The sequence below is a fragment of the Providencia sp. LY12 genome (assembly GCF_057621555.1).
The window spans coordinates 3,488,516-3,512,189 of the sequence record NZ_CM172594.1; the positions used below are offsets into that span (position 1 = coordinate 3,488,516).

The 23,674-nt window shown below is 42.4% G+C and carries 17 protein-coding genes and 3 tRNA genes; 9 read left to right on the forward strand and 11 right to left on the reverse strand.

From position 1 onward, the window contains the following. Positions 1-183 precede the first annotated feature (183 nt). Entirely contained in the window at positions 184-744 is a 561-nt protein-coding gene (gene syd / locus ACY3ZI_RS16640) for a SecY-interacting protein (protein ID WP_211887483.1), read from the reverse strand. 158 nt (positions 745-902) lie between these two features. Here syd and queF point away from each other — a divergent pair, with 158 nt between their 5' ends. From queF to xni, 3 genes are all read left to right on the forward strand, one after another. Then, positions 903-1,748, forward strand: coding sequence for an NADPH-dependent 7-cyano-7-deazaguanine reductase QueF (gene queF / locus ACY3ZI_RS16645; protein ID WP_487375547.1), 846 nt, complete (start codon positions 903-905; stop codon positions 1,746-1,748). Positions 1,749-1,851: 103 nt separating this feature from the next. Next, on the forward strand, positions 1,852-3,219 hold the full coding sequence (gene ppnN / locus ACY3ZI_RS16650) for a nucleotide 5'-monophosphate nucleosidase PpnN (protein ID WP_323085822.1): 1,368 nt from the start codon (positions 1,852-1,854) through the stop codon (positions 3,217-3,219). Between the two features lie 44 nt (positions 3,220-3,263). Continuing rightward, entirely contained in the window at positions 3,264-4,019 is a 756-nt protein-coding gene (gene xni / locus ACY3ZI_RS16655) for a flap endonuclease Xni (protein WP_487375548.1), read from the forward strand. Positions 4,020-4,081: 62 nt separating this feature from the next. On the opposite strand, the gene rlmM is transcribed toward xni, so the two are convergent. Genes rlmM through ACY3ZI_RS16670 form a run of 3 tightly spaced genes read right to left on the reverse strand, consistent with a single transcriptional unit; the run spans position 4,082 to position 6,542 of the window. After that, entirely contained in the window at positions 4,082-5,185 is a 1,104-nt protein-coding gene (gene rlmM / locus ACY3ZI_RS16660; RefSeq protein WP_323085820.1) for a 23S rRNA (cytidine(2498)-2'-O)-methyltransferase RlmM, read from the reverse strand. Next, a complete protein-coding gene (locus ACY3ZI_RS16665) occupies positions 5,178-5,573 on the reverse strand; it encodes a DUF423 domain-containing protein (protein ID WP_036956331.1) in 396 nt (131 codons plus the stop codon). Before ACY3ZI_RS16665 ends, rlmM begins: the two co-directional genes overlap by 8 nt. Before the next feature lie 27 nt (positions 5,574-5,600). Next, positions 5,601-6,542, reverse strand: a complete 942-nt coding sequence (locus ACY3ZI_RS16670; RefSeq protein WP_211887476.1) for a transcriptional regulator GcvA — start codon at positions 6,540-6,542, stop codon at positions 5,601-5,603. Between the two features lie 651 nt (positions 6,543-7,193). On the opposite strand from ACY3ZI_RS16670, the gene csdA reads away from it, so the two are divergent. Together csdA and csdE are read left to right on the forward strand one after the other, a co-directional pair. Next, positions 7,194-8,399 carry a cysteine desulfurase CsdA gene (csdA, locus tag ACY3ZI_RS16675; RefSeq protein ID WP_487375549.1) on the forward strand — a complete coding sequence of 402 codons (1,206 nt, stop codon included), beginning with the start codon at positions 7,194-7,196 and terminating at the stop codon, positions 8,397-8,399. Positions 8,400-8,410: 11 nt separating this feature from the next. Then, positions 8,411-8,872 carry a cysteine desulfurase sulfur acceptor subunit CsdE gene (gene csdE, locus ACY3ZI_RS16680; protein ID WP_211887474.1) on the forward strand — a complete coding sequence of 154 codons (462 nt, stop codon included), beginning with the start codon at positions 8,411-8,413 and terminating at the stop codon, positions 8,870-8,872. Between the two features lie 33 nt (positions 8,873-8,905). Here the strand turns inward: csdE and tcdA are convergent, their stop codons facing one another. Both tcdA and mltA read right to left on the reverse strand, forming a co-directional pair. After that, positions 8,906-9,718, reverse strand: coding sequence for a tRNA cyclic N6-threonylcarbamoyladenosine(37) synthase TcdA (gene tcdA, locus ACY3ZI_RS16685; RefSeq protein WP_487375550.1), 813 nt, complete (start codon positions 9,716-9,718; stop codon positions 8,906-8,908). A 52-nt stretch (positions 9,719-9,770) separates the two neighbouring features. Then, positions 9,771-10,862 carry a murein transglycosylase A gene (gene mltA, locus ACY3ZI_RS16690; RefSeq protein ID WP_036956326.1) on the reverse strand — a complete coding sequence of 364 codons (1,092 nt, stop codon included), beginning with the start codon at positions 10,860-10,862 and terminating at the stop codon, positions 9,771-9,773. Between the two features lie 227 nt (positions 10,863-11,089). Here mltA and ACY3ZI_RS16695 point away from each other — a divergent pair. The 3 genes from ACY3ZI_RS16695 to ACY3ZI_RS16705 all read left to right on the forward strand — a co-directional run bounded on the left by ACY3ZI_RS16695 (position 11,090) and on the right by ACY3ZI_RS16705 (position 11,434). Next, positions 11,090-11,166: transfer RNA gene (locus ACY3ZI_RS16695), tRNA-Met, on the forward strand. 87 nt (positions 11,167-11,253) lie between these two features. Continuing rightward, positions 11,254-11,330: transfer RNA gene (locus ACY3ZI_RS16700), tRNA-Met, on the forward strand. Between the two features lie 27 nt (positions 11,331-11,357). Beyond that, a tRNA-Met gene (locus ACY3ZI_RS16705) sits at positions 11,358-11,434 on the forward strand. A gap of 145 nt (positions 11,435-11,579) precedes the next feature. Here the strand turns inward: ACY3ZI_RS16705 and amiC are convergent. Next, positions 11,580-12,830, reverse strand: a complete 1,251-nt coding sequence (amiC, locus tag ACY3ZI_RS16710; RefSeq protein WP_036956325.1) for an N-acetylmuramoyl-L-alanine amidase AmiC — start codon at positions 12,828-12,830, stop codon at positions 11,580-11,582. A gap of 393 nt (positions 12,831-13,223) precedes the next feature. Between amiC and argA the strand changes: the two genes are divergently transcribed. Then, the gene (gene argA / locus ACY3ZI_RS16715) at positions 13,224-14,564 is read left to right on the forward strand and encodes an amino-acid N-acetyltransferase (protein WP_154637118.1); all 1,341 of its coding nucleotides are present in this window, start codon (positions 13,224-13,226) and stop codon (positions 14,562-14,564) included. Between the two features lie 115 nt (positions 14,565-14,679). On the opposite strand, the gene ACY3ZI_RS16720 is transcribed toward argA, so the two are convergent. The 4 genes from ACY3ZI_RS16720 to ptrA are packed head-to-tail and all read right to left on the reverse strand — an operon-like array spanning position 14,680 to position 23,674. Further along, positions 14,680-15,255, reverse strand: a complete 576-nt coding sequence (locus ACY3ZI_RS16720) for a hypothetical protein (RefSeq protein ID WP_036956323.1) — start codon at positions 15,253-15,255, stop codon at positions 14,680-14,682. Between the two features lie 24 nt (positions 15,256-15,279). Next, complete coding sequence (gene recD, locus ACY3ZI_RS16725) at positions 15,280-17,172, reverse strand: exodeoxyribonuclease V subunit alpha (protein WP_211887546.1); 1,893 nt, start codon at positions 17,170-17,172, stop codon at positions 15,280-15,282. Continuing rightward, on the reverse strand, positions 17,172-20,783 hold the full coding sequence (gene recB, locus ACY3ZI_RS16730; protein WP_487375551.1) for an exodeoxyribonuclease V subunit beta: 3,612 nt from the start codon (positions 20,781-20,783) through the stop codon (positions 17,172-17,174). The genes recD and recB overlap by 1 nt, the downstream gene beginning before the upstream one ends. Then, positions 20,780-23,674 (reverse strand): pitrilysin, encoded by a 2,895-nt coding sequence (gene ptrA / locus ACY3ZI_RS16735; RefSeq protein ID WP_211887471.1) that lies wholly within the window; start codon positions 23,672-23,674, stop codon positions 20,780-20,782. The genes recB and ptrA overlap by 4 nt, the downstream gene beginning before the upstream one ends.

Sequence of the window (23,674 nt, forward strand, 5' to 3'; positions counted from 1 at the left end):
ATTAAGCAAACAACCTAGTGTTCTACATTCAGGTTATTCAAAAAATAATAAAAAACTTAAAATGGATAGTAACGCTATGAAATTAAAAGTTAAATAATTCTCATTTCGATAATATGAAAAATTATTAAGATATGGCTTAACCAAATTGTAGGCAATAACCTACAGCACCACGCCATAAATCTCTTACCCCTGAGATGATATAACAGGCTTCAGTTGTTGAATAAAGCTCGCAAGATTTTCTGCAATAACTTGTCGTTGCTTGCTTCCAAACGTTTCAACAATAATTTCCCCTGTTAAATTACACATAGAAATCATCTCTAATTCAGAGTCTAACGTGGCAATAAACAGTGTTGGTGGTAACTTTAAGCGCTTTTGAGTCACCAAATGCCCAATCAAGTTTTCCTGTAAGCGAATAAAATCCTCTTCGCTCCACACTTGCACCAAATTCAATGATAAGTCACCAAACGTCGCGCTCATATCTCCTGCTAACTGAGTGGTATAAAAAGCGTGAATATCGCCCTGTAATTGGAGTTCTAGCGCATTAGCGACATTATTTAAACTTTTCTCTTCTAATGGAAACGGCTGAGGCTCCCAATAAACCACATCATCACCAGTACGAACGATGCAAGGAGAAGGCACCCCATACAGCTCAGCAGACACCGGTGGAAGCCCTGTTGCTTCTTGCCATTTAGCCACATACTGGCTGGTAAAATTTTTAATTAAATCAGAGATTATTGTATTCATCGTTTTTCAATTGTGAGAAATAACATTATTAAAACCAATTCAAATTGGCAGGCTCAATATTATGGATAAGTGGTATTATGACAGAAGTTAACAAACGAATAAAATGCACTCAGTTTGCCAATGTTCAGCACTGACACGCCGAAAAGATAAGGATCACTATGTCTCACTATCAAAATAACCCCGCTCTCGATAATTTAACTCTCGGGAAAAAGACGGCTTATCATGACCAATATGATGCCGCTTTATTGCAAGCGGTGCCGCGTAGCCTTAATCGCGATCCTTTGGATATTCATGCTGATACACTGCCATTCCACGGCGCCGATATTTGGACACTGTATGAACTCTCTTGGCTAAATGCCCGTGGTGTTCCTCAAGTCGCGATAGGCTCCGTCAGTGTAGATGCCACAAGTGAAAACTTGGTGGAATCAAAAAGCTTCAAGCTTTATCTCAATAGTTTCAATCAGACTCGCTTCGAAACGTGGGAAAATGTGCGAAGCGTTTTGCAAAATGACCTAAGCTGCTGTGCTAATGGCGAGGTTAAGGTTACACTTTATAAACTTGATGACTTTACTCAGCAAGCCATTCACCAATTCCAAGGTGTCTGTATTGATGAGCAAGAGATTGACATCGATAACTATGAATTTAATCGCGACTATTTGGTCGATTGCACTCAACCAGAGGTTGTCGAAGAAACCCTCGTCAGCCATCTATTGAAATCAAATTGCTTGATTACCAATCAACCTGATTGGGGCTCAGTACAAATTCATTATCGTGGTCCGAAAATTGACCGTGAAGCGTTATTACGTTACCTCGTCTCATTTCGTCATCATAATGAATTCCACGAACAGTGTGTGGAGCGCATTTTCAACGACATAACAATACTGTGCAAACCAGAGAAATTATCGGTATATGCACGCTATACTCGCCGAGGTGGGCTTGATATCAACCCATGGCGCAGTAATGAACAATTCGAGCCTGACACGGGTCGTTTGGCACGGCAATAAGTACCTACTAAATTGAAAATCAGTGTAATTTAAGAGAATGCTATTTAAATCATTTTCAATGTAATTCACGCGTCAAGAGCCCAATTGGGCAAAGGAGTGTTACTTGATTACTCATATCAGTCCATTAGGATCTATGGATCTATTGTCTCAGCTTGAAGTCGATATGCTGAAACGTACGGCGAGCAGCCATTTGTATCAGCTATATCGAAACTGCTCCTTAGCGGTATTACATTCAGGAAGCTTAACTGACAGCAGTAAAGAGCTTTTAGAAAAAAGTGCAGGTTTTGATATCAACATTTTACGTCGTGAACGTGGTATCAAATTAGAGCTTATTAACCCGCCAGAAAAAGCGTTCGTTGACGGTAAAATCATTCGTTCATTACAAGCGAACTTGTTTGCCGTACTGCGCGATATTCTGTTTGTTCACGCTCAAATAACTAATGCCAAACAGCAGTTCCATCTCGATTTAGAAAATAGCACTCACCTCACTAATATGATCTTTTCCATCTTACGTAACGCCCGTGCGCTACATATTGGTGAAGATCCGAATATGATCGTGTGCTGGGGTGGGCACTCCATTAATGAAAATGAATACCTGTATGGTCGTAAAGTCGGTAATGAACTAGGCTTGCGTGAACTGAACATCTGCACAGGTTGTGGACCGGGAGCTATGGAAGCGCCAATGAAAGGTGCAGCGGTAGGTCACGCTCAACAGCGTTATAAAGACAGCCGTTTTATCGGGTTAACTGAGCCGTCCATCATCGCGGCTGAGCCACCTAACCCATTAGTTAATGAACTGATCATCATGCCAGACATTGAAAAACGTCTTGAGGCATTTGTCCGTTTAGCCCACGGGATCATTATTTTCCCTGGTGGCGTGGGAACCGCAGAAGAGCTGCTGTATCTGCTGGGTATTATGATGGATCCTGAAAATACCGAGCAAGTGCTGCCATTAGTCCTGACTGGACCAAAAGAAAGCGCTGAATACTTCTCTGTTTTGGATGATTTTATTCGCCATACTCTAGGAGATGAAGCGAGCAAACATTACCAAATCATTATCGACAACCCACAAGAAGTGGCACGCGTGATGAAAAAAGGCATGTCTGCAGTGAAAGAGAGCCGTCGTAATACGGGTGATGCATACAGCTTCAACTGGTCGATTAAAATCGCCCCTGACCTACAGCATCCGTTTGAGCCGACTCACGAAAATATGGCATCACTGAATCTGCATCCGGGTCAATCCCCAGAAAAACTGGCTTCCGATTTACGCCGTGCTTTCTCTGGAATTGTCGCGGGTAACGTAAAAGAAGTCGGCATGAAAGCGATTGAAAAACATGGTCCTTTCAAAATTCATGGTGATAGCGACATCATGAAACGCATGGACATTTTACTCCAAGGTTTCGTGAAACAGCATCGTATGAAGTTGCCGGGTGGCACCGCTTACGAACCTTGCTATGAAATTGTGAAATAATCACCTACGCGCCAAGGAAGGCGCGTTTAACTACCAAACGGCTTATGATCCATTTATTAATTATTGATGCTTTAAACTTAATTCGACGTATCCACGCGGTTCAGGGGAGCCCATGTGGAGAAACCTGTTTATCCGCTATTTCTCAATTGATTAACCACACTAACGCCACCCATATTGTGGCAGTATTTGATGAAGAAGGTCGCCACCATAGTTGGCGTCATGAAAAACTGCCTGACTATAAAGCAGGGCGTCAGCCTATGCCTGAAAATTTACAAGCTGAGTTACCTCAGCTCGTTGCTCAGTTTGAAGAAAATGGCATTCATTGCTGGCAATCTGAAGGTGATGAAGCCGATGATTTAGCCGCCACTCTTGCTAAACGTATTGCCGATTCTGGGCATACCGTCACCATCGTCTCTACCGATAAAGGTTACTGCCAGCTACTCTCTCCAAACCTGCGTATCCGTGACTATTTTCAAAAGCGTTGGTTGGACGTGCCTTTCATCGAGAATGAATTTGGCGTAAAACCTGAACAACTTCCTGATTACTGGGGGTTAGCGGGGATCAGCAGCAGTAAAGTTCCTGGGGTGGCAGGTATTGGCGCCAAAAGTGCCACAGAGCTCCTTCAGCGATTCCAAACTATTGAAAATTTGTACGCCAACTTTGATGCTCTTGAAGAGAAATGGCAGAAAAAACTCTCTAACCAACAAGAAATGGCGCTTATCTGTCGCGATATTGCCACATTAAAAACAGACATTGCCTTGAAAGGTAATCTGAATCAGTTGCGCTATCAAGCTAAATAGCAGACACAAAAAAGGTCACTGTGAAGTGACCTTTTTACTATTCAAGCCAATCCAGCTTTGACTTAATAATATTCACGCGCCATTGGGTTTGCAGACCAAACACGCTGTACATGCACAGTGACTTCTTCGCGGTCATGGTAAAGCTGTTTCGCGTGGATCAGAACGTTGATACCATTCTCTTTCAGCTGAACTTTCATTTTTTCCAAAATATGCGCCACTTCTTCATAGCGTTTTTTCATTGGCAGCTTCAAGTTAAAAATGGTCTCGCGGCACCAGCCTTCTTGCAACCACTGAGTCATTAATGCGGCAACCTTGGCTGGTTTTTCCACCATATCACACACTAACCACGTAATATTTTGAGAGGTTGGCTTAAATTTAAAACCATCTTCGCGGTGATGTCGAACTTGCCCTGTATTCATCAGGCTTTCCGCCATTGGACCATTATCTACCGCTTCCACCATCATGCTGCGTTTGACGAGCTGGTAAGTCCATCCTCCCGGACAGGCACCTAAATCCACCGCCTTCATGCCACTCGCTAAACGCTCATCCCACTCTTCATAAGGAATAAACACATGGAAAGCCTCTTCCAGTTTTAATGTCGAACGGCTTGGTGCATCCGATGGGAACTTCAAGCGCGGAATACCCATATAGAAATTCGAACTATTATTCGAATAAGAATAACCGGTATAGCAGCACCCCGGCGCAATAAAGAACACATGGACTACTGGACGTTTAAAGTTCTCTTGCGCCAATAAAACTTTCTCTTGGCGTAACGCATTACGCAGAGGTACCGTAAATTTACGGCAGAATTTCATTAATTCTTTTGATTCATTGGTATCCGCAACCTCAACACGCAGATCCCCCGCTCTCTCAACCTGCTGGCTAAGCGCGTTCACAATCGGTGTAACTCTATCTTCTGGCGGTAAATCTTTTAATAAATCACCCACCACAAACATTTGGCGAGCAAAAATCAATTCACGAAATGGAAGTGTGCGCGCAAGGATGTCTGCATCCTCAGATTGATAACATTCGAAAATAACATAACCGCTATTTTCTTTAACGCGGGCAAAACCGTAAATTTCGCGTTGCCCTGCTTTATCTGTAATTTCTGCTGCGCACTCTTTTTCAAAGCCCGGGCGGCAATATAATGCAATTTTATTACTCATTGCGTGACGCCGATTTCCTTAGACGCATAGCGCCAATAACAACTAAAAGCCAGCCAACGAGGAAGCAAACGCCACCTATTGGCGTAAAATAAGAGAAGTATTTTACCTGCAATAAGGCCATACAATAAAGGCTACCGCTAAAAAGAAGTATGCCTACGGAGAAAAACACGCCCGCCCAATAGAACCACAAAATGACTTTACGCAGTAATACCGCACCCAGCACCATTAATGCAACGGTATGAAACATTTGATAACGTAGCCCTGTTTCAATCCAAGCCATTTGATGAGCGCTCATAATTGGAGAAAGTGCATGAGAGCCAATGGCGCCAAATGCAACAATAAAAAATCCACTAATCCCTGCAAAAATTAACATCAAACGACTATTCACAATAGCACCTTCGTTTTAACTGTTTGATTATTGTATATGCGTCAAATCTTGGTCATTGGTAATAAAGCCAAGCTTTTCTTGCTCACTGGCTGCTTGTGCAAGGATCCATTGACGAAATGCCGCTATTTTCCCTAAATCGGCCTGACTCTCTTGGCAGACCAGATAGAATGCATTTTTACTGACTAATACTTCGCTAAACGGACACACCAATCTGCCAGCATCAATCTCATTCTTTGCCATCACATTGTTGGTTAATGCTACCCCTTGCCCATGAACTGCTGCTTGGATCACCATAGCGCTATGGCTAAAAATAGGTCCTTGCTGCACATTCACAATATTCTGCAAATCAAGCTGCTTCACATAAGCTTGCCAATCACGGCGAGAAGAGTCATGAAGCAACGTATGCTTCGCTAAATCTTCCGGGTTCTTCAGTTGATTCCCTCCGGTCATTAACGAAGGTGAACACACTGGCATTAAATATTCGGCGTAAAGTCTGTCCGTTCTTAAGCCCGCCCAGTTTCCTCTGCCATAAAAAATGGCAACATCCACATCATCCGCTAGCTTATCTTCTTCCCGATCAACTGCTTGAATACGCACATCAATGCCAGGAAAAGCTTGGTTAAATCCAGAAAGCCGAGGAACCAGCCATTGTATCGCGAAACTTGGCGATAAGCTTACAGTTAGTGCGCCTTTTGCGCTTCTGGCTTGAAGCTTTCTCGTCGCTTCATTTAAAGACGAGAAAATTTCTTTAATATCAAGGTAATAACTTTGCCCCTCTTCCGTCAGCAGCAATGAACGATTTCGACGGCGAAATAGCTTTAATCCGAGGAAATCTTCTAAGCTTTTTATTTGATGACTAACAGCTGCCTGTGTCACAAATAATTCATCTGCCGCTTTAGTAAAACTTAAATGACGGGCGGCGGCATCAAACACTCTCAGAGCATTTAAAGGCGGTAATCTTTTAGACATAATCTCTTCGACTCAGCTTCGTTATACGCATTAGTTTTTCTCATCCGAAGCATTATAAATTGTCCCTTGAGGATACGCCAGTAAATACCTATAGTATGCGCACTTCCTAAGCCGGAACGAAAAGTTGCAGAGTTTAGTTACTTTGAAACTTTTGGCTTTGTGGTTGTGATGTTGTGTTTGCAAGTTGTCTGGTTAATCCAGGCTTTGTAGCGATTGCTACTGTTTTTTTCACTTCCTGTACATTTACCCTGTCTGTCCATAGTGATTTTTATAGTGCACCGCCTAAGCGCGGTGCTTTTTTTATTTTGGGCGCCATAAAATCCATTATGAAAGATAAAAAAACATTACCCCATCGGATTTCGAGTAAAAAAGCCCAAAAAACGCATCTTAAATTAAATTTAACCATTAGGTTAAAAAGCAAACCTTCATCGACTTAGTGCGCTAACTTTTTTCAGGCGCGCAATTATTCAAAAATTTGCGCAAAAATCTTCCTGTTAAGTGTAACAAATTATTTCTAATAATCGATAACTGAATAACATTTTTTATCTCCATCTACTTATTCGCCGTTTTCCGTTATTATCATAATCAACGCATATTCATAACCACAGCCACATTCACCTATTGGATAGCTAACATCAAAGAATCAGCATAATGGATAACTTTAACGCCCCTCAATTTCGTCAGCAATTTCCAGCCATCGGCTCTGACATTGTTTTCCTTGATAGTGCCGCTACCGCCCTAAAACCCTTGGATATGATCAACACCTCTGATGATTACTATCGCTTTTCAGGCAGTTCTGTCTATCGTGGGCAATCCCCTGAAGCATTAAAAATTACTCGCTTGTACGAACAAGGTCGCGTACTAACGGCAAAATATATCCAAGCGCCAGACGAAAAATCCATTATCTGGACACGTGGCACCACTGAATCTATTAACTTGATTGCGCAGAGCTATTTCCGTGAAAAACTCCAAGCAGGTGATGAAATTATCGTCAGTGAGACTGAGCATCACTCAAATTTGCTGCCTTGGCTGATATTGGCACAACAGACAGGCGCAAAGATTGTTAAATGGGCGGTGACTCCTGACTTAACCTTAGATCTCAATACGCTGCAATCACTCTTGAACACCAAAAGCAAAATTGTTGCAGTAACACAAATGTCTAACGTAACGGGCTACCAACCAGACATTAGCGCGATAACCATACTTGCCCATCAATTTGGTGCAAAAGTCGTTGTTGATGGCGCTCAGGGCGTTGTACACCAACCTCTTAACGTCATGGAAACCAATGTAGATTTCTACGCTTTTTCAGCACACAAATTATATGGACCAACAGGTTTAGGTATCTGCTATGGAAAACCTGAACATTTAGCCAATATGAGTCCATGGCATGGCGGCGGTAAAATGTTAAATCACGTTGATTTTTCAGGCTTCACCCTCGCCCCAATCCCTCAGCGATTTGAAGCTGGAACCCCGAATATCGCGGGTGTGATCGCCTTTTCAGCCGTGCTCGAGTGGCTTTCAACGCAAAACTTAGCGCAAGCAGAAGCCTATACTTGTGCGCTGATAGACTATGCCTATGAGCAGCTTTCTCAGCTCGAAGGCGCGATTTTCTATCGAAATCAAAATTCGCCACTTTTATCTTTCAATTTCCACAATATTCACCATAGTGATTTAGGGCTTTTCTTGACCGAACAGAAAATTGCATTACGCTATGGACAACATTGTGCTCAACCATTGATGGATTCACTCAATATTAGCGGCTGTTTACGCATCTCAGCCATGCCATATAACAACAAGCAAGATATTGATAAATTTATTGATTCAGTGAAATTTGCACTTTCGATTTTAAATGATTAAAAGGTAATCTAATGACTTTGTCTCGACATGAACTGGCTTCTCATCCATTTGGCACAGAAATTGTCATTCACGAAATCGTTGAACAGTTTTCCAAACAAAAAGCGTGGGAAGATAAATATCGCTTACTTATCCAGCTCGCGAAAAAACTGCCCTCTCTCACAGAAGAAGAAAAGCAGCAGACTCAGGAAGTTCAAGGGTGTGAAAACCGTGTATGGATTGGCGCTATTCTCAATGATGATGATACATTCCATTTTTATGGGGATAGCGAAGGTCGTGTAGTAAAAGGGTTATTTGCTATTTTGCTCGCCTGCGTTGAACAGAAAAATGCACAGCAAATTTTAGAGACTGATTTTGAAGATATTTTTAGTCAAACAGGTATAACAGGGCAACTCAGTGAATCCCGCCAAAATGGGATCCACGCATTAATTACAGCAATCAAAAACATTGCGGGTGAAATGACCCCAGCAGAGTGATTATCCCGTTGAGGCTACATCGTAGCCTCAATTCTACTGTTTAGCTTCTCTTTGTGCCTTTGCAACCATCTTTTTCAACGCATGGGACACTGCAATAAAGCCAAAACTGGCTGTGACCATCGTGACCGCACCAAATCCTGATGCACAATCCATACGTTTTGAACCATCTGCCGTGCTTTTTGCTGCGCATACTGTTCCATCACTTTGTGGATAGACCAACTGCTCCGTCGAAAACACACAATCAATTCCCAATTTACCTTTGCCATTTTTCACGACATTAAAGTCTGACTTCAGACGTTCACGTAATTTCGCTGCCAAAGGATCTTGAACTGTCTTTGCTAAATCCGCGACTTGAATTTGGGTCGGATCAATTTGACCACCTGCGCCCCCCGTCGTCACGATAGAAATTTTAAAACGTCGGCAATACGCCAACAGCGCCGCTTTTGGTCTTACACTGTCAATGGCATCAATAACGTAATCAAATCCCAAAGAGAGGTATTCCGCCACATTATCTACTGTAATGAAATCATCAATGACATTCACGGTACACTCAGGATTGATTGCCAAAATGCGCTCTTTCATCACATCAACTTTAGGTAGCCCCACCGTTGATTTCAATGCATGAAGCTGGCGATTCGTATTGGTCACGCAGATATCATCCATATCTATCAGGGTGATAGCGCCAATACCTGAACGCGCTAATGCTTCAGCAGCCCATACGCCAACGCCGCCCACACCAATAACACACACATGTGAACGAGCAAAAAGATGAAGGGCTTGTTGCCCATATAAACGCCCGATTCCAGCGAATCGCTGCATCCACGCATCAGAAAGCTGAGCTTGCATAATCACAAACAACCTTAGTTAAAACGAAAATCGAATAAACAATAAATGGGGGCTACATTGCACTAAAAACAGGTTGGCTCTTTTTCAGAACCCATACACGCCCATAGTGGTTGTAAAAACCGGCCATTTTACCGGCATCGTGCCCTGTTCCATGATAAATATCGAAATGGTGCCCTTTAATTGCTCCGCCCACATCGAGGGCAACCATCATACGCATTTCGTATCTACCCGTAAATTTCCCATTTCCATCTAATACAGGAACTTCGGCTAATAATGCGGTTCCCGGTGGGATCAAGGTTTTATCCGATGCTACCGAGGCTTTTGCTACTAATGGCACCGCACTCGCGCCTCTTACAGGAACAAAAGATTGCGGTTTAAAGAAAACAAACGATGGATTACTTTCAAGTAATTCACGCACTTCTTGTTCACTGTGGGTGTTTGTCCAGTCGTGAATAGCCTGTAGGGACATTTTTTCTAAAGGCACTTCGCCTCTATCAACCAGCACCTTGCCAATACTTTTATATGCATGGCCATTTTTTCCTGCATAAGCGAAGAAATTCAGTGGGCTACCATCGCCGAAATCCACATAACCACTGCCTTGTACTTCCATCATAAAGTTGTCGACAGGAGAATCGCTGTAAGCCAAGATCAGATTGTTACTGAGCGCGCCATTATATATTTGCGCACGGCTAGGTAAGCGCCCCTTACTTTTTGATGGCATACCATACAATGGATGGCGGTAATTACCTTGCGGCGAGCGGCGAGCTTCAATTACTGGAGTATAGTACCCCGTAAATTGAACGTTTCCGTAATTGTCCATCCCTTCCATTTGGAAAGCCGACAAATTAAAACGCGATAACTGAGCAGGATCGCCCCCTGCCATTAACCAGTTTTCTATTGCATGGTAAGTTTCATTATTGTTATTGAATAAGCGTGGTGATGCATTTTGAATTTCCGTCACTTGACGATTAAAATCCGGCGCATTTATTGGTCGTCCTTGCACGTTAACTTGATTAACTTGTTGCAAGTCACTGTGCAGTTTACCATCTTTATATTGTTGCCCTTTATCTGTTGGATGAGATTGACACCCAGCCAATAAAGAAAAGAAGACGCCCGCGATTAACCCTTTCTGCCATGAATTCATCTTTATACCACCTAACCCATATCCAATATGAAGCGCACAATAGCAAACCCAAATTGAGAATGAAACGGCTATAAATATTTAGTGAGGTTATTTTTGGGTTAGAAGCCTTCAAAGAACAAAAAAAATACATTTTGTGCGTTTTTTAAACACTAATTAATGAAAAATGAAAAAAAAACACGAAAAAACTTGCATCAGATCTCATCCCGAGTATAGTGCCGCCTATCGGACGCGGGGTGGAGCAGCATGGTAGCTCGTCGGGCTCATAACCCGAAGGTCGTTGGTTCAAATCCAGCCCCCGCAACCAATTTCTTGATTTAGTCAAACTTGATTCAGTCAAAGTAAATTCAGCAGTAAAAACAAAGTAGTATCCCAAAGTAGTGAAATATTCAGGCGCGGGATGGAGCAGCATGGTAGCTCGTCGGGCTCATAACCCGAAGGTCGTTGGTTCAAATCCAGCTCCCGCAACCAATTCCTGATATATTTAACCTCTTCAGTCGCGGGGTGGAGCAGCTTGGTAGCTCGTCGGGCTCATAACCCGAAGGTCGTTGGTTCAAATCCAGCCCCCGCAACCAATTCTTATTTATTCTTTTCTTTGTCTTTCTTAGTTATATCAAAACCCAAACAGATTTTTAATCACTTAATTTCTTGTTTTCAGCCAATAAAAAAGGCGACTCACATTACTGTTTGCCACCTTCTTCGACACCAAAAATATCACGATTAATTACGGATAGCTAACTCGCCCCCATTACGGAAATAAGCTTTGATCCCTTCAAAAATCGACTCAGCCATTTGCTGTTGGAACTTAGCTGTTTTGAGTTTACGCTCTTCTTCTAAGTTACTGATAAAGGCTGTTTCCACTAAAATAGATGGAATTTCGGGGGCTTTTAATACCGCGAAGCCAGCTTGGTCCACTTTGTTTTTGTGTAGCCGGTTAACGCGCCCCATACGTTTTAAAACTTCATCCCCAAACTTTAAGCTGTCATTGATCGTTGCCGTTTGCACCAAATCTAACATGGTATGGTCGAGATACGCATCGCCGCTTTTACTCACCCCACCAATTAAGTCAGCTTCGTTCTGAGTTTGAGCAAGGTAACGCGCCGTGTTACTGGTTGCCCCTTTCGTGGAGAGTGCAAAGACCGATGAACCATTCGCTGAACGGTTGGTAAAGGCATCCGCATGAATAGAAACAAACAAATCAGCCTGCATTTTTCTCGCTTTCGCCACGCGGACTTTTAATGGAATAAAGACATCCTCATTACGCGTCATATATGCCCGCATTTTCGGATCTTTATCAATCAGCGTTTTCAAGCGACGGGCGATTTGTAAAACCACATCTTTTTCACGGGTCTTATACTTACCAATCGCACCGGGGTCTTCCCCACCATGCCCTGGGTCAATCATAATAACAATCGGCCTATCGGTACCCGCTTTCCCTGGTTTTTTCGCCTGTACTGGCATGCTCTCTTCTAAATCACCTTTGTTGTAATCTTCAAGGAGCGCCAATAATGGGTCATCGTTGGTTTCAACGCCTTTACCCGGATAGAAATCCATAACTAAACGGTGTTTAAATTCAGCGACTGGCGGTAGGGTAAAGAATCGAGGAGACACTTTGTTTTTAACTTCAAAAACCAAACGTACCGTTTTAGGATCAAACTGCCCGACTCTCACTAATTTTAAGTAAGGGTCTCGAGACTGAATTTGGCTTCCCATATTCTTAAGAACGTTATTTAATTGAACGCCCTCTAAATCAACAACAATACGCTCAGGATTGTTTAAAACAAACTGGCGATACTTTAAAGGAATGCTGGATTCTAGAGTAATACGGGTATAACTCGAGGCTGGCCAAATACGAACAGCAACAACGCTACTACTGGCAGCAAAACCGAATGGGCTGACACTTAATAGCATAACTGCCGCCGCACCTTGCAATAGGCGACGTTTTGATGGGCTGTGATCTTGATGACTCATCAATAATTCCGAATCTATATCCTGAAAAGTTTAATAATATCTAAGACAAGAGATAATATATTAGCGACTAATTCGCACTCTATCTAGTTCTTCATCCTTTGTCATTACCAATCTATTCTATTTATATCCCAGCACGCATCTATTCAATGCAATATAAACGCCATACTTGCGTAATTTAAATAGTTAATGATGCTCAATTGCCGAATAACATTTATTGGCAATAATCTGATATGCAGATTGCGTTGTTGTGATTATATCCATTTATATTTAGAGATATGTAAACCTTAAAAATAAATTTGTTACTTTTATTGTCCTAACTTTTACTTGATATTTCCCACCAAAAAGAATAAAAATACAGTTATTGCGAATAAAAATTCAGTTAAGAAGGTGATTATGAAAGAGCGCAGCACCGAGTTGGTTGATGAATTTCGCCATTCGGTACCTTATATAAATGCCCACCGTGGCAAGACATTTATCATCATGCTTGGCGGTGAAGCAATTGCGCATGAAAATTTTCCTAGCATTGTCAATGATATAGGGCTACTTCATAGCCTTGGCATTCGTATTGTCGTTGTTTATGGCGCTCGACCTCAAATCGAAGAAATCCTTGCTGAGCATAATTATGACGCCATTTATCATAAACATACCCGTGTCACTGATGCGAATACCCTTGAATATGTTAAGCAAGCTTCTGGAGCATTGCAGCTTGATATTACGGCTCGTTTATCGATGAGTTTAGGTAATACACCATTACAAGGGGCGCACATTAACGTCGTTAGCGGTAATTTTGTGATCGCACAGCCTTTAGGTGTTGATGATGGAATTGATTATTGCCATAGCGGTCGTATTCGTCGCATCAACGAAGATGCCATCAATGCTCAACTCGATAATGGATCTATCGTGTTAATTGGTCCCGTGGCGGTTTCCGTAACAGGTGAAAGCTTTAACCTCACCTCGGAAGAGATTGCAACTCAGCTTGCTGTTAAAATCAAAGCCGAAAAACTGATTGGTTTCTGCTCATCTCAAGGGGTGGCTGATAAGGACGGTAATATTCTGTCTGAGCTATTCCCAAATGAGGCGGAAACACGGATCCAAGAATTGGAGTCTGAAGGAGATTATTACTCTGGAACAGTTCGCTTCTTGCGAGGTGCAGCTTCCGCTTGTCGCCGAGGTGTACGCCGTAGCCACCTACTTAGCTATCAAGAAAATGGCTCGCTGATCCAGGAACTCTTCTCCCGTGATGGTATCGGTACGCAGATAGTCATGGAAAGCTCAGAAAAAACTCGCCGTGCAAATATCAATGATATTGGTGGGATTTTAGAGCTAATCAGACCCCTTGAGCAGCAAGGTATTCTGGTTAGACGCTCACGGGAACAACTCGAAATGGAAATCGATAAGTTCACAATCATTGAACGCGATAATTTGGTTATCGCCTGCGCAGCACTTTACCCATATCCCGAAGAAAAACTCGGGGAGATGGCTTGCGTGGCAGTACACCCTGATTATCGTAGCTCCTCTCGGGGTGAAGAACTGCTACAGCGGGTTATGACACAAGCTAAGCAACTAGAGCTGGACAAGCTGTTTGTCTTAACCACAAGGAGTATTCATTGGTTCCAAGAACGTGGTTTTATTCCGGCAGAAATTGAGATGCTTCCAGTCAAAAAGCAGGCTCTTTATAACTATCAGCGTAAATCAAAAATCTTAATGCTGGATATTAAAAGCCAAGCCGCTTGAAGTACTTCAGAAAGTTGGCAAACAAAGTAGTTCGCCATACTCTCTAACTCGCGTTTATAAACCCAGATATTCAAGTAATACTCTGGGTTTTTCTTTAATGCGACCTAATATTAAGTTAAGCGATTTGCACCACTCGGCATTTTTCGCACAATGGATTTTGCTCTAACAATGGACGTAAAATCGCTTCCATTTCAGCAAAAGAGGTACCGTAAAAATAGAATGCAGTTTCTGTTGGACCATCCCAAACACCGTGGATCCCGCCGATATCTTCGACCGCTTCATCAAGCTGATCAAAAAGATCGTTAATATCATTATTTTCATAGACTTCATCCGCTAAATCTGTGCCATTGAAATAAATCGCCAGCCCTTCATCCGCTCCAAAGTCGATTTGAACGTCTTCACCATGAATAGTTAAGCGAGAGCCTTTAGGGGCTAACATCGCCGAAAACATTTGAATAATCAGGCTGATATTCTCATCACTTGCATCACTTAGTGCCAATTCAATATCGCACTCAGCAACTTCGCCATTTTCACCTAATTGGGTACCACCACCACTGACTTGGATTTGCCCTTCTTTGCCTAATTTTTCCATAGCTTGATCAAATGCATCTTCCAAATCTGCACGGCGAGCAGGATCAATTTTGGCATTCAATGTTACTGTCACGGCGGTCATTTGTTGCTGATTTTCCATATTGGTACCTTAAATGTCTGGGAATTAATTTAACTGCTCAAACTGTAGCGCTAAGCCACTACGGCGTTTAGTGGGGGTTTCTATCGCACGACGTAACACCTTTTTACTGCCATACAATGAAAGTTCGTTCTTAGCTCGTGTCATCGCGGTATAGACGAGCTCTCGGGTAATCACCGGCGAATATACATAAGGTAAAACCAAGGCGGTATGAGCAAACTCCGAACCTTGAGATTTATGAACAGTCATCACGTAAGCCGTTTCATGTGCTGGCAGTCGATTTGGTTGGATCCCGCGAATGGTGCCATCAGGAAACTGGAAGTAGGCTCTCATCTGCCGCTCTTCATCTAACAAGATAATACCAATATCGCCATTAAAGAGACCTAGTGCACTATCATTGCGGCTGATCATAATCGGTCTTCCAACATAGTGCTTATGCTTCAAATTATATGGTTTTGTAATTAACCCTTGGCGATGAAGTAATTTTTCAAGTTTGTCATTTAGACCTGAAACCCCGTAAGCCCCTTCCCTCAATGCGGTAAGTAGACGGTATTGATTAAATTTATGTAGGACATCGGCAGGTTTTTCCCTCGCTTTAACGGCTAATAAATAGTGCTGATAAAACCCGACCGCATCTAATAACATATTGGCGTAACTTTCGCTCATTTCGGCTTCGGCGTCTTTTTCGTTATCTGGCATGGCACTAGGGATATAGTTATGAATATCCGTGAAATTCTGCGCAAGAATATCATCCACCCGCTTCACATTTCCGGTATTGACGGCAAAAGCTAGCTGACCAATTCCTGAATCGGCAGAGAAACGGTAGCTGTGTCTTAATAGACATAAGCTATCACGGATAGCAGGCCCTTTATTTGAGGTGAATTCACTTAATGAGCATCCAGCCAATCGCTCCAACTGAGCGGCTCGTTCAGGGCTATAGCCTTTATTCGCAAAACGGCAGATATCCCCTAAAACAGCCCCCGCTTCAACAGAAGCGAGCTGATCTTTATCGCCTAAAAATATCAGTTTGGCAGAGTCAGGCAGTGCTTCAATGAGCTTACCCATCATGGGCAAATCTACCATTGAAGCTTCATCGACAATCAAGATATCGAGCGCAAGCGGATTATCACGATGATAACGAAACTGCTGGCTTTCAGGTTGAGCACCCAATAGTCGATGTAACGTTTTGGCTTGAGTGGGAAGTAATTCACGCTCATCGTCATTTAATGGTAGCTGTTTCATCGCATACCCTAATGACTCCGTTAAACGCGCAGCGGCTTTACCTGTTGGGGCAGCTAATTCAATACGTAAGCGATGTTGCTGCTGATGACCTAACTTAATCAGCGCTGCTAAAATTTTCGCTACCGTTGTTGTTTTACCTGTTCCTGGTCCCCCGGAAATGACTGAAACTCGACTCGTTAACGCAACAGCGGCGGCAATTTTCTGCCAATCTATCTGCGTTGACTCAGGGAATAACGTCGTTAAAATCAGCTGAATTTTAGCATTATCAACATCAGATAATTCAGTCTCTGAAAAGAAGTGAGCTACGCACTGCTCGTATTGCCACATACGCTGGAAATAAAGAAAATCACCTGATAGCAGCAATGGGGCAACAGACTCTCCTCCGACTTCACACACAGATTCGCTCGATAATAACGCCGCTCTGATAGAGGCTTGATTTGGCTCCCCAATCATGTGCCACAATTGCGCTGTAAATTCAGGGTGTCTTCCCATAAATAACACGTCAGGACGAATATCATCCAGTGCTAAACAGACATGCCCAGACATGGTTTCTGCGCTAAGCAGCGCAGCCACTAACAATAAAATCGGGTTATCTTCATTTGCAACGTTATAAGCGAATTGCACATCAAGAGGTGTGAATATACGCGCTTCAATAGCTTGATTAAAAAACGCTTTCATCATTGTGGCTCCTTAGATTGAGCATCATGAAATAGCGCATCAAACTCACTGATAAATTCAATTGTTGGTCGATAGAAAAAGACACCATTTTGAGAATCTATACGTTCCGTACCCCGTAAAAAGAGATAATAAACGCCACCAAAATGAGTTTCATAATCGTAATTTGGCATCCTCTGTTGTAAAAAACGGTGTAATGCCAGCGAATAGAGCTGATATTGCAGATCATATCGATGGTCAATCATTGCTTCAGCTATCGCCTCTTGAGTGTAATAAGAGGCATCTTCGCCTAAATAGTTGGACTTATAATCCAATAAATAAAACCGCCCTTTCCAACAGAAGGTTAAGTCTATAAAGCCTTTTAAAATACCTTGTACCTGCTCAAAATTAAGCGGAGGACAATATTTTGATAGAGGATCATACTTGTGAGTAACGCGATCAACATCTTTTGCATTGAGCAAGCTATCAATCGGTAAATAGAACTGCATTTCATCCAGTCTATCTTGAGCTGGAATAGCCGACAAACAGAGCCCATCATCGGCTAACGGTACATTCAAAATGGCATCCAACCAGCCTTGTAACATAGGAACCCATTGAGTATCAAAGCCTGCTACTTGCAGTTTTTCTTCTAGCCATTCGGAAGAAATGCCACCTGAAAAATCAATTTCTTCCATTAAGCTATGTAAAAATGTACCGGGTGTAGCGCCTTTAGGGAATTGGTGAGGGGTCAGCTGATTTTCTTGTATTTCTTGTGTCTCGACATCATGACTGACTTCAATATCCATCTTAGGGGCTAATGAGTTAGCAAATTGCTCGGCCGATAAGGTTTGATCTTCTTCTCCATGGGATGCGCTATAACTCAAACCCGAATAGCTTGTTACACGCCAGCTATCATCAAAGTGTCGAGAAACCACCCTCGCTGATAACTCATCGCTGGTCTCTTTAGTTAAATTCAGCCTTACCATTTCAGGGGAGTTTATCGGTTGCACATCAATCACATCATTACTGAGTGCATCGAGCATGCTGCTGAGTAATACACTGTCACCTTCTTGCCCTTTTTGCAGCAAATATCCCAGCGCGGATAGGTGCAAATCCGTATTACCTGATTTTTTACGGTTACCTTTGATAAGCGGAGCGACTCCGACACTACAGTGATAAATAGCGCGAGTGAGTGCCACATACAATAAGCGTAAATCCTCAGCTAAACGCTCTTCATCCGCTAATTCGACATACACTTCGGTATCATCAAGATCGAGTTTCGCTATGTAATCATCACGGTCGTGAAACAGACCTTTTGATTGAGCTAGGAAGTTACTGGCAAACGGTAACCAAACAATTTTATATTCCAACCCCTTGGATTTATGAATGGTGCTGATTTGTACTAAATGCCTATCACTTTCAAGACGCATTTGTTGTGCATCTGATTGATGGTCAGGGTGGGCAATCTGCTGCGCTAACCAACGGGTTAGTGTGTGCTCACCTTCAAGCTGGAGAGACATCTCTTGCAGTAATTCCCCAATATGCATGAGATCCATCAAACGACGTTCACCTTCAGAACCCAATAGCAAGGTTTCAGCAATATGCCTTTGAGACATAATCCCACGTAACATGGGTAGAACACCGCGTTTACGCCAAATTACAGCATAGTGAGCAAACTCATCAACGACATTTTCCCAGGCTTTTTCATCGTAATTTAGGCTATCAATATCTTCTGCCGTTAAGCCCAATAATCCCGTCGCTAAGGCACTGCGCAATACCCGTTCTTTTTCTGGTGTTAATACGGCCAATAATAGCCAGAGAATTTCTTTGGCTTCTTGGGTCGCAAACACGCTTTCTCGATTTGATTGAAACACCGATGGGATATTAAGTTGATTTAGCGCATCACGGACCAATATCGCCTCACGGCGGCTCCGAACTAATACGGTGATATCTGAGGCCTCTACAGGCGTTTGCTGCTGCTTATTTTCAAAGTAGGTTGAACCTTGCAGACCACCAGCAAGATATTGCCCTATTTGCGCCGCACATTGCTGTGCCATGGCTTGTTCATATTCCGAAACAGAGACCGCTTCAGCGTGCTGCTGCCAGAAAGTAAGCGCTTTCACTTCTTTCCCATCATGGATCAGTTTTTTGTGGCTATTATGAGCCGCAAAATTAACGCTTTGAAATGGAATTTGTTCAAAAATAAATGGATTTTCAGCGTGATGGAAAACCTGGTTTACAGCTTCAACCATACTCTGGGATGAGCGATAGTTTGTTTCCAACGTATAGTGAGCACTAACTTGCTTTTTCGCCGCAATATACGTGAAGATATCCGCACCACGGAATGCATAAATGGCTTGTTTCGGGTCTCCGATAAACAGCAATGCAGTATCATCAGTTTCCCGATAAATACACTGAAAAATACGATATTGCTGTGGGTCAGTATCTTGAAACTCATCAATCATCGCAACTGGGAAACGCCTAGCAATTGCTTCGGCAAGTAATGCCCCACCATCTTGATGCAACGCTTTATCTAAGCGAGTCAGTAGATCATCAAAACCTAACTCACCGCGTGTTTGCTTCTCATGAACAATAGTCTGGCGTACTTCACTAATCGCTTGAGGAATAATCAAATCTTTAATCGTCAGCGCTTGGGCAAGTAACTCATCAACTAATCTAAAGACTGCATGAGAAGGCCCTGAGCCGCTTTTAGATTTTTCATCTAATCGAGATTGCGAAAAACGCTCTAAGATATCTTTTGGCAGTTGATAATCATCAGTGCTTTGCTCTGCCCATTCGGTTATTTTTTCTAACCATGTAGGTAAATAACGTGTGCTGTAGCTGCGTTTGTCTACATCAGAATCAGAAATTAGCTTTTCAAAATCAGCAGAATTTTTTGTCCATAAATCTTTTAAATTCTGAATTAAACCAATCAAACGTTGATGACGTTCTTCAAGAGTTTCAGGTAATTCCGGCTGATTGATAATAAAGGGAATATCCCCTTGCAAGAACGGCTTAATTTCGTTCAAGAGTGCTTCAGGTCCATTCCACTCAGCATGAACCACTTTGGTCATCGAATAATCCAGAGGATAAAAATGACGACGCCAAAAGTCCGCACAAGCTTGTTTCTGGATAGGAAACTCATCTTGGATCATGGTTTGTTCAAACAAAATGCCTGATTCAAACGCATTGTGCGCTAACATTCGTTGGCAAAAACCATGAATGGTGTAAATAGCGGCTTCATCCATTTGGCGCTCAGCGGCTAATAGCCAATTCGCCGCAAAAGCGCGTTGCTCTTCACTTGGTAACTCCGTTAATAGTGTGAGATATTCTGGTTCCGATTCGAATCCCAATCCATTACGTAAACACGCCAAACGCATCTTATGGATGCGCTCACGAATACGCCCGCGTAATTCATTGGTCGCCGCCTCAGTAAAGGTCACAACCAGAATCTCTTCAACACTTAAAGGTCGAGGGAATGCATTTTCATTCCCTAAACCTAATAATAGGCGCAGATAGAGGATCCCTATCGTATAGGTTTTACCTGTACCAGCCGATGCCTCAATTAACCGCTGTCCACGTAACGGGAGTTTATAGGCATCTAACAATTGGGAACTCATCTGCACCTTATTCACTCAGCATTTTCCTTGATAGGCAACATTTTCTGAAGATCTGAAGCTTGTGGGTACAATACCCAGTTTTTCAGTTTTGCATACCCTGATTTCTCATCAGCACCCTGACCAATCACTTGAGATGCCATCGCCAAACCTTGGTGTTTTAAAACCGCATTTTCATAATATGCAATCACTTCAGCTTGAGTGGCTGTCTCTAATCTCGATAAGACTTTATCTCGAGAGTCAAAACTGAAAATATTACGAGAAAAATCGGAACCATAGCGCCCAACCTCTTCATAGAATGTTTGTGGCGGCTGTTTCATTTCCGTAATAATCGATTGTTTATATTGTTCAAATTCAGCAGAAGGTAATTTTTTCAGCTTATCCAAAGTGACTTTATAGAAATCTTGATAGCGAGTATTGAGATAATCTGGTGTTTTGGCATTACTTTGCAGCAAGAAGCCAATACCCCACTGATCACCAAGCCCCACCTTGAAAGCAAATACGGCATAACCTAGTTGCTCATTGGTTCGTAATTGGTCGTAAAACCACGGCTGAACAATTTTAGATAAAATACCAGACAGAACCGCACCATCGATACGGTCATAACCATCAGGAATAAATAACTCGGCCAATGCGTTATCGCTGCTATTACCTTGCTTATGGAAATCGGCTAGATAGGTTTTATTCACCACAACGATGTCACCACTCCACCAATTTTTACCTTTGCTCTTTAACAGCTTACTGACATCTTGGATAGTTTGAATACTTTGCTGCTGAGTAATGTTACCCACAACTAATGCTTGTAAGGCGGCACCTTCAACGACGGAACTACGGTAGTCCGTAATATCTTTCAAAGTGATCGTGTCTAAAGCGGCTAACCGTTGCTCCTGTTCAAAATACGGAACACTGTTAAGGCGCTGCAATGGCTGCATGGCTAGCTCGTATGCTTTCGCATTGTTTGCCACTTCGATTTGTTCTTTGTACCAAGATTTTGCCTGAATCAACTCTCTTTCTGTTGGCTCAAAACTTAAATACACCTTGGTCATGGATAAAAACAGCTCCGATAAATGCTGAGTATAGCCGCTCGCATTTAACTGTAATCCAATCCCTTGAGAGACAGAGACTGACATCCCAGCTACAGAAGCTTGATACTGTAATTCATCCATTTTTAACGATGAAATATATTGCAGTAAAGAACCTACCACTTGAGATTTTGCTGTTTTGTCTTGATCGTTATAACGCAGGTCTAACGTAATACTTGCCTTCGGCTCATCAGCAAAATACTGACTTGGCATATACAGCACACGTATATTCCCTTCCTGATAAACCATTTCAGGATGTTTATACGCTTTATCCGTTTTAATCAGGGATAAGTTATCGGGAATATAAGGGTTTAATTTTGGCAATTTAAAGGTCATTTTTGACTCTAAATCAGCCCATTCAGTGAACTGTTTTTCACTGATTTTATCGACTTGGTAAGGCGCATCGACAAAGTAAGCTTTTTTATTACTCGGTTCATTCGGGCTAATAAACCAAATACGTGCATTTTGTGCTGTCAGTTCAGAAAGTCTCTGTTTTATCGCCGTAGGATTATATTTGTCTGCAACATAATCAGAATCTAGAACGTGATTAACAGGCATAGTGATCATTTGGTCAGAAAGCCATTCGATATAGTTCATGTCTCTGACAATGGAGCCATAACGAAATGATAAATTAAGCACTTTCGCTATTTCATCAAAATAATCTTGGTTAACCCCTTGGTTTTTAATCAAATCAATATAAGCAAAAATAGCCGCGATAACTTGATCTCGTTCCGCTAACCCTTTATCCGTTAATGTGACATAGATAGAGAATGAACCATAATTACGATCTGCATTTGGCGAGGCAGATGCGCTGATACCTTCTGCTAATCCTTGGGAAATAAGCCAATCAGATAACGTTCCCGGACTACGATTTCCAATTAAGTAGCCGATGTATTCATCACTCTTGCTACGAAAATCGGCCATATTGTTTTTGATACTAAATTCGATTTGCAATGCTTTTTGTGGCTGAGAGGGAACATAGTGGATCACAATCCCCTTTTCTTTATCCGTCACTGCGGGGATCGTAACCTCTGGTACTGAAGCATTAAAATTAGGAATACGGCCAAAGGTTTCATTGGCAATTTTCGCTAATTGTTCAATAGATTGGTCGCCATACAACACGCCATTCATCAAGTTTGCTGAGTAATAACGTTTGTAGAAACTCACTAACTCATCTTGGAGCTTGCTATTGGGCTTGTCCTTCAACGTTTCCAGATTTCCACCTGCAAAGCGAGAGTTTGGATGGGCAGGATTTAGCGTTTCGGAACGAATTTGCCAAATACGCATACCATCACGCGCACGAGCCATGGTGAGTTCAGCATTGACAGCATTACGTTCTTTATCTGCATTCACGGGGTCAAGTAACGGCTCAGCGAGTGCATCCGCTAGTCTATCCGTAGCAGCCTCAAGAGCTCCATTTTCAACTTCAAAATAGTAGGCGGTACGATGTGGTGCAGTGCTAGCATTATGGCTTCCGCCGTGTTTTTGTAAAAACTCAGAGAAGCTACTTGGCTCAGGGTATTTTTTAGAGCCCATTAACACCATGTGTTCTAAGTAGTGAGCGAGCCCTAACTGACTGTTCGGGTTTTCAATACTCCCGACGGGTAATGAAACTGCCGCTAACGATTTAGTCGCTTTAGGGTCTGAAACCAGTAAAACCGTCATATCGTTGTTGAGTTTGATTGCTTTATATTCTCGCGGATCACTGACGCTTTTATTAATAGTTTCTGGCATAACTTGCCAAAGCGGCTGCGCAGCAATAGCACTACCTATAAATAGTAGTGATAACAAGAATAAATGAGCGATATGTTTCGATAATCGTAACAT

Bases quoted from the DNA above. Each gene is read 5' to 3' on its own strand.
- ACY3ZI_RS16670 (WP_211887476.1), bottom strand. From the start codon at position 6,542: ATGTCTAAAAGATTACCGCCTTTAAATGCTCTGAGAGTGTTTGATGCC.
- tcdA (WP_487375550.1), bottom strand. From the start codon at position 9,718: ATGCAAGCTCAGCTTTCTGATGCGTGGATGCAGCGATTCGCTGGAATC.
- xni (WP_487375548.1), top strand. From the start codon at position 3,264: ATGATCCATTTATTAATTATTGATGCTTTAAACTTAATTCGACGTATC.
- csdE (WP_211887474.1), top strand. From the start codon at position 8,411: ATGACTTTGTCTCGACATGAACTGGCTTCTCATCCATTTGGCACAGAA.
- argA (WP_154637118.1), top strand. From the start codon at position 13,224: ATGAAAGAGCGCAGCACCGAGTTGGTTGATGAATTTCGCCATTCGGTA.
- recD (WP_211887546.1), bottom strand. From the start codon at position 17,172: ATGAAAGCGTTTTTTAATCAAGCTATTGAAGCGCGTATATTCACACCT.
- ACY3ZI_RS16720 (WP_036956323.1), bottom strand. From the start codon at position 15,255: ATGGAAAATCAGCAACAAATGACCGCCGTGACAGTAACATTGAATGCC.
- amiC (WP_036956325.1), bottom strand. From the start codon at position 12,830: ATGAGTCATCAAGATCACAGCCCATCAAAACGTCGCCTATTGCAAGGT.
- csdA (WP_487375549.1), top strand. From the start codon at position 7,194: ATGGATAACTTTAACGCCCCTCAATTTCGTCAGCAATTTCCAGCCATC.
- queF (WP_487375547.1), top strand. From the start codon at position 903: ATGTCTCACTATCAAAATAACCCCGCTCTCGATAATTTAACTCTCGGG.
- syd (WP_211887483.1), bottom strand. From the start codon at position 744: ATGAATACAATAATCTCTGATTTAATTAAAAATTTTACCAGCCAGTAT.
- rlmM (WP_323085820.1), bottom strand. From the start codon at position 5,185: ATGAGTAATAAAATTGCATTATATTGCCGCCCGGGCTTTGAAAAAGAG.
- ptrA (WP_211887471.1), bottom strand. From the start codon at position 23,674: ATGTTACGATTATCGAAACATATCGCTCATTTATTCTTGTTATCACTA.
- mltA (WP_036956326.1), bottom strand. From the start codon at position 10,862: ATGAATTCATGGCAGAAAGGGTTAATCGCGGGCGTCTTCTTTTCTTTA.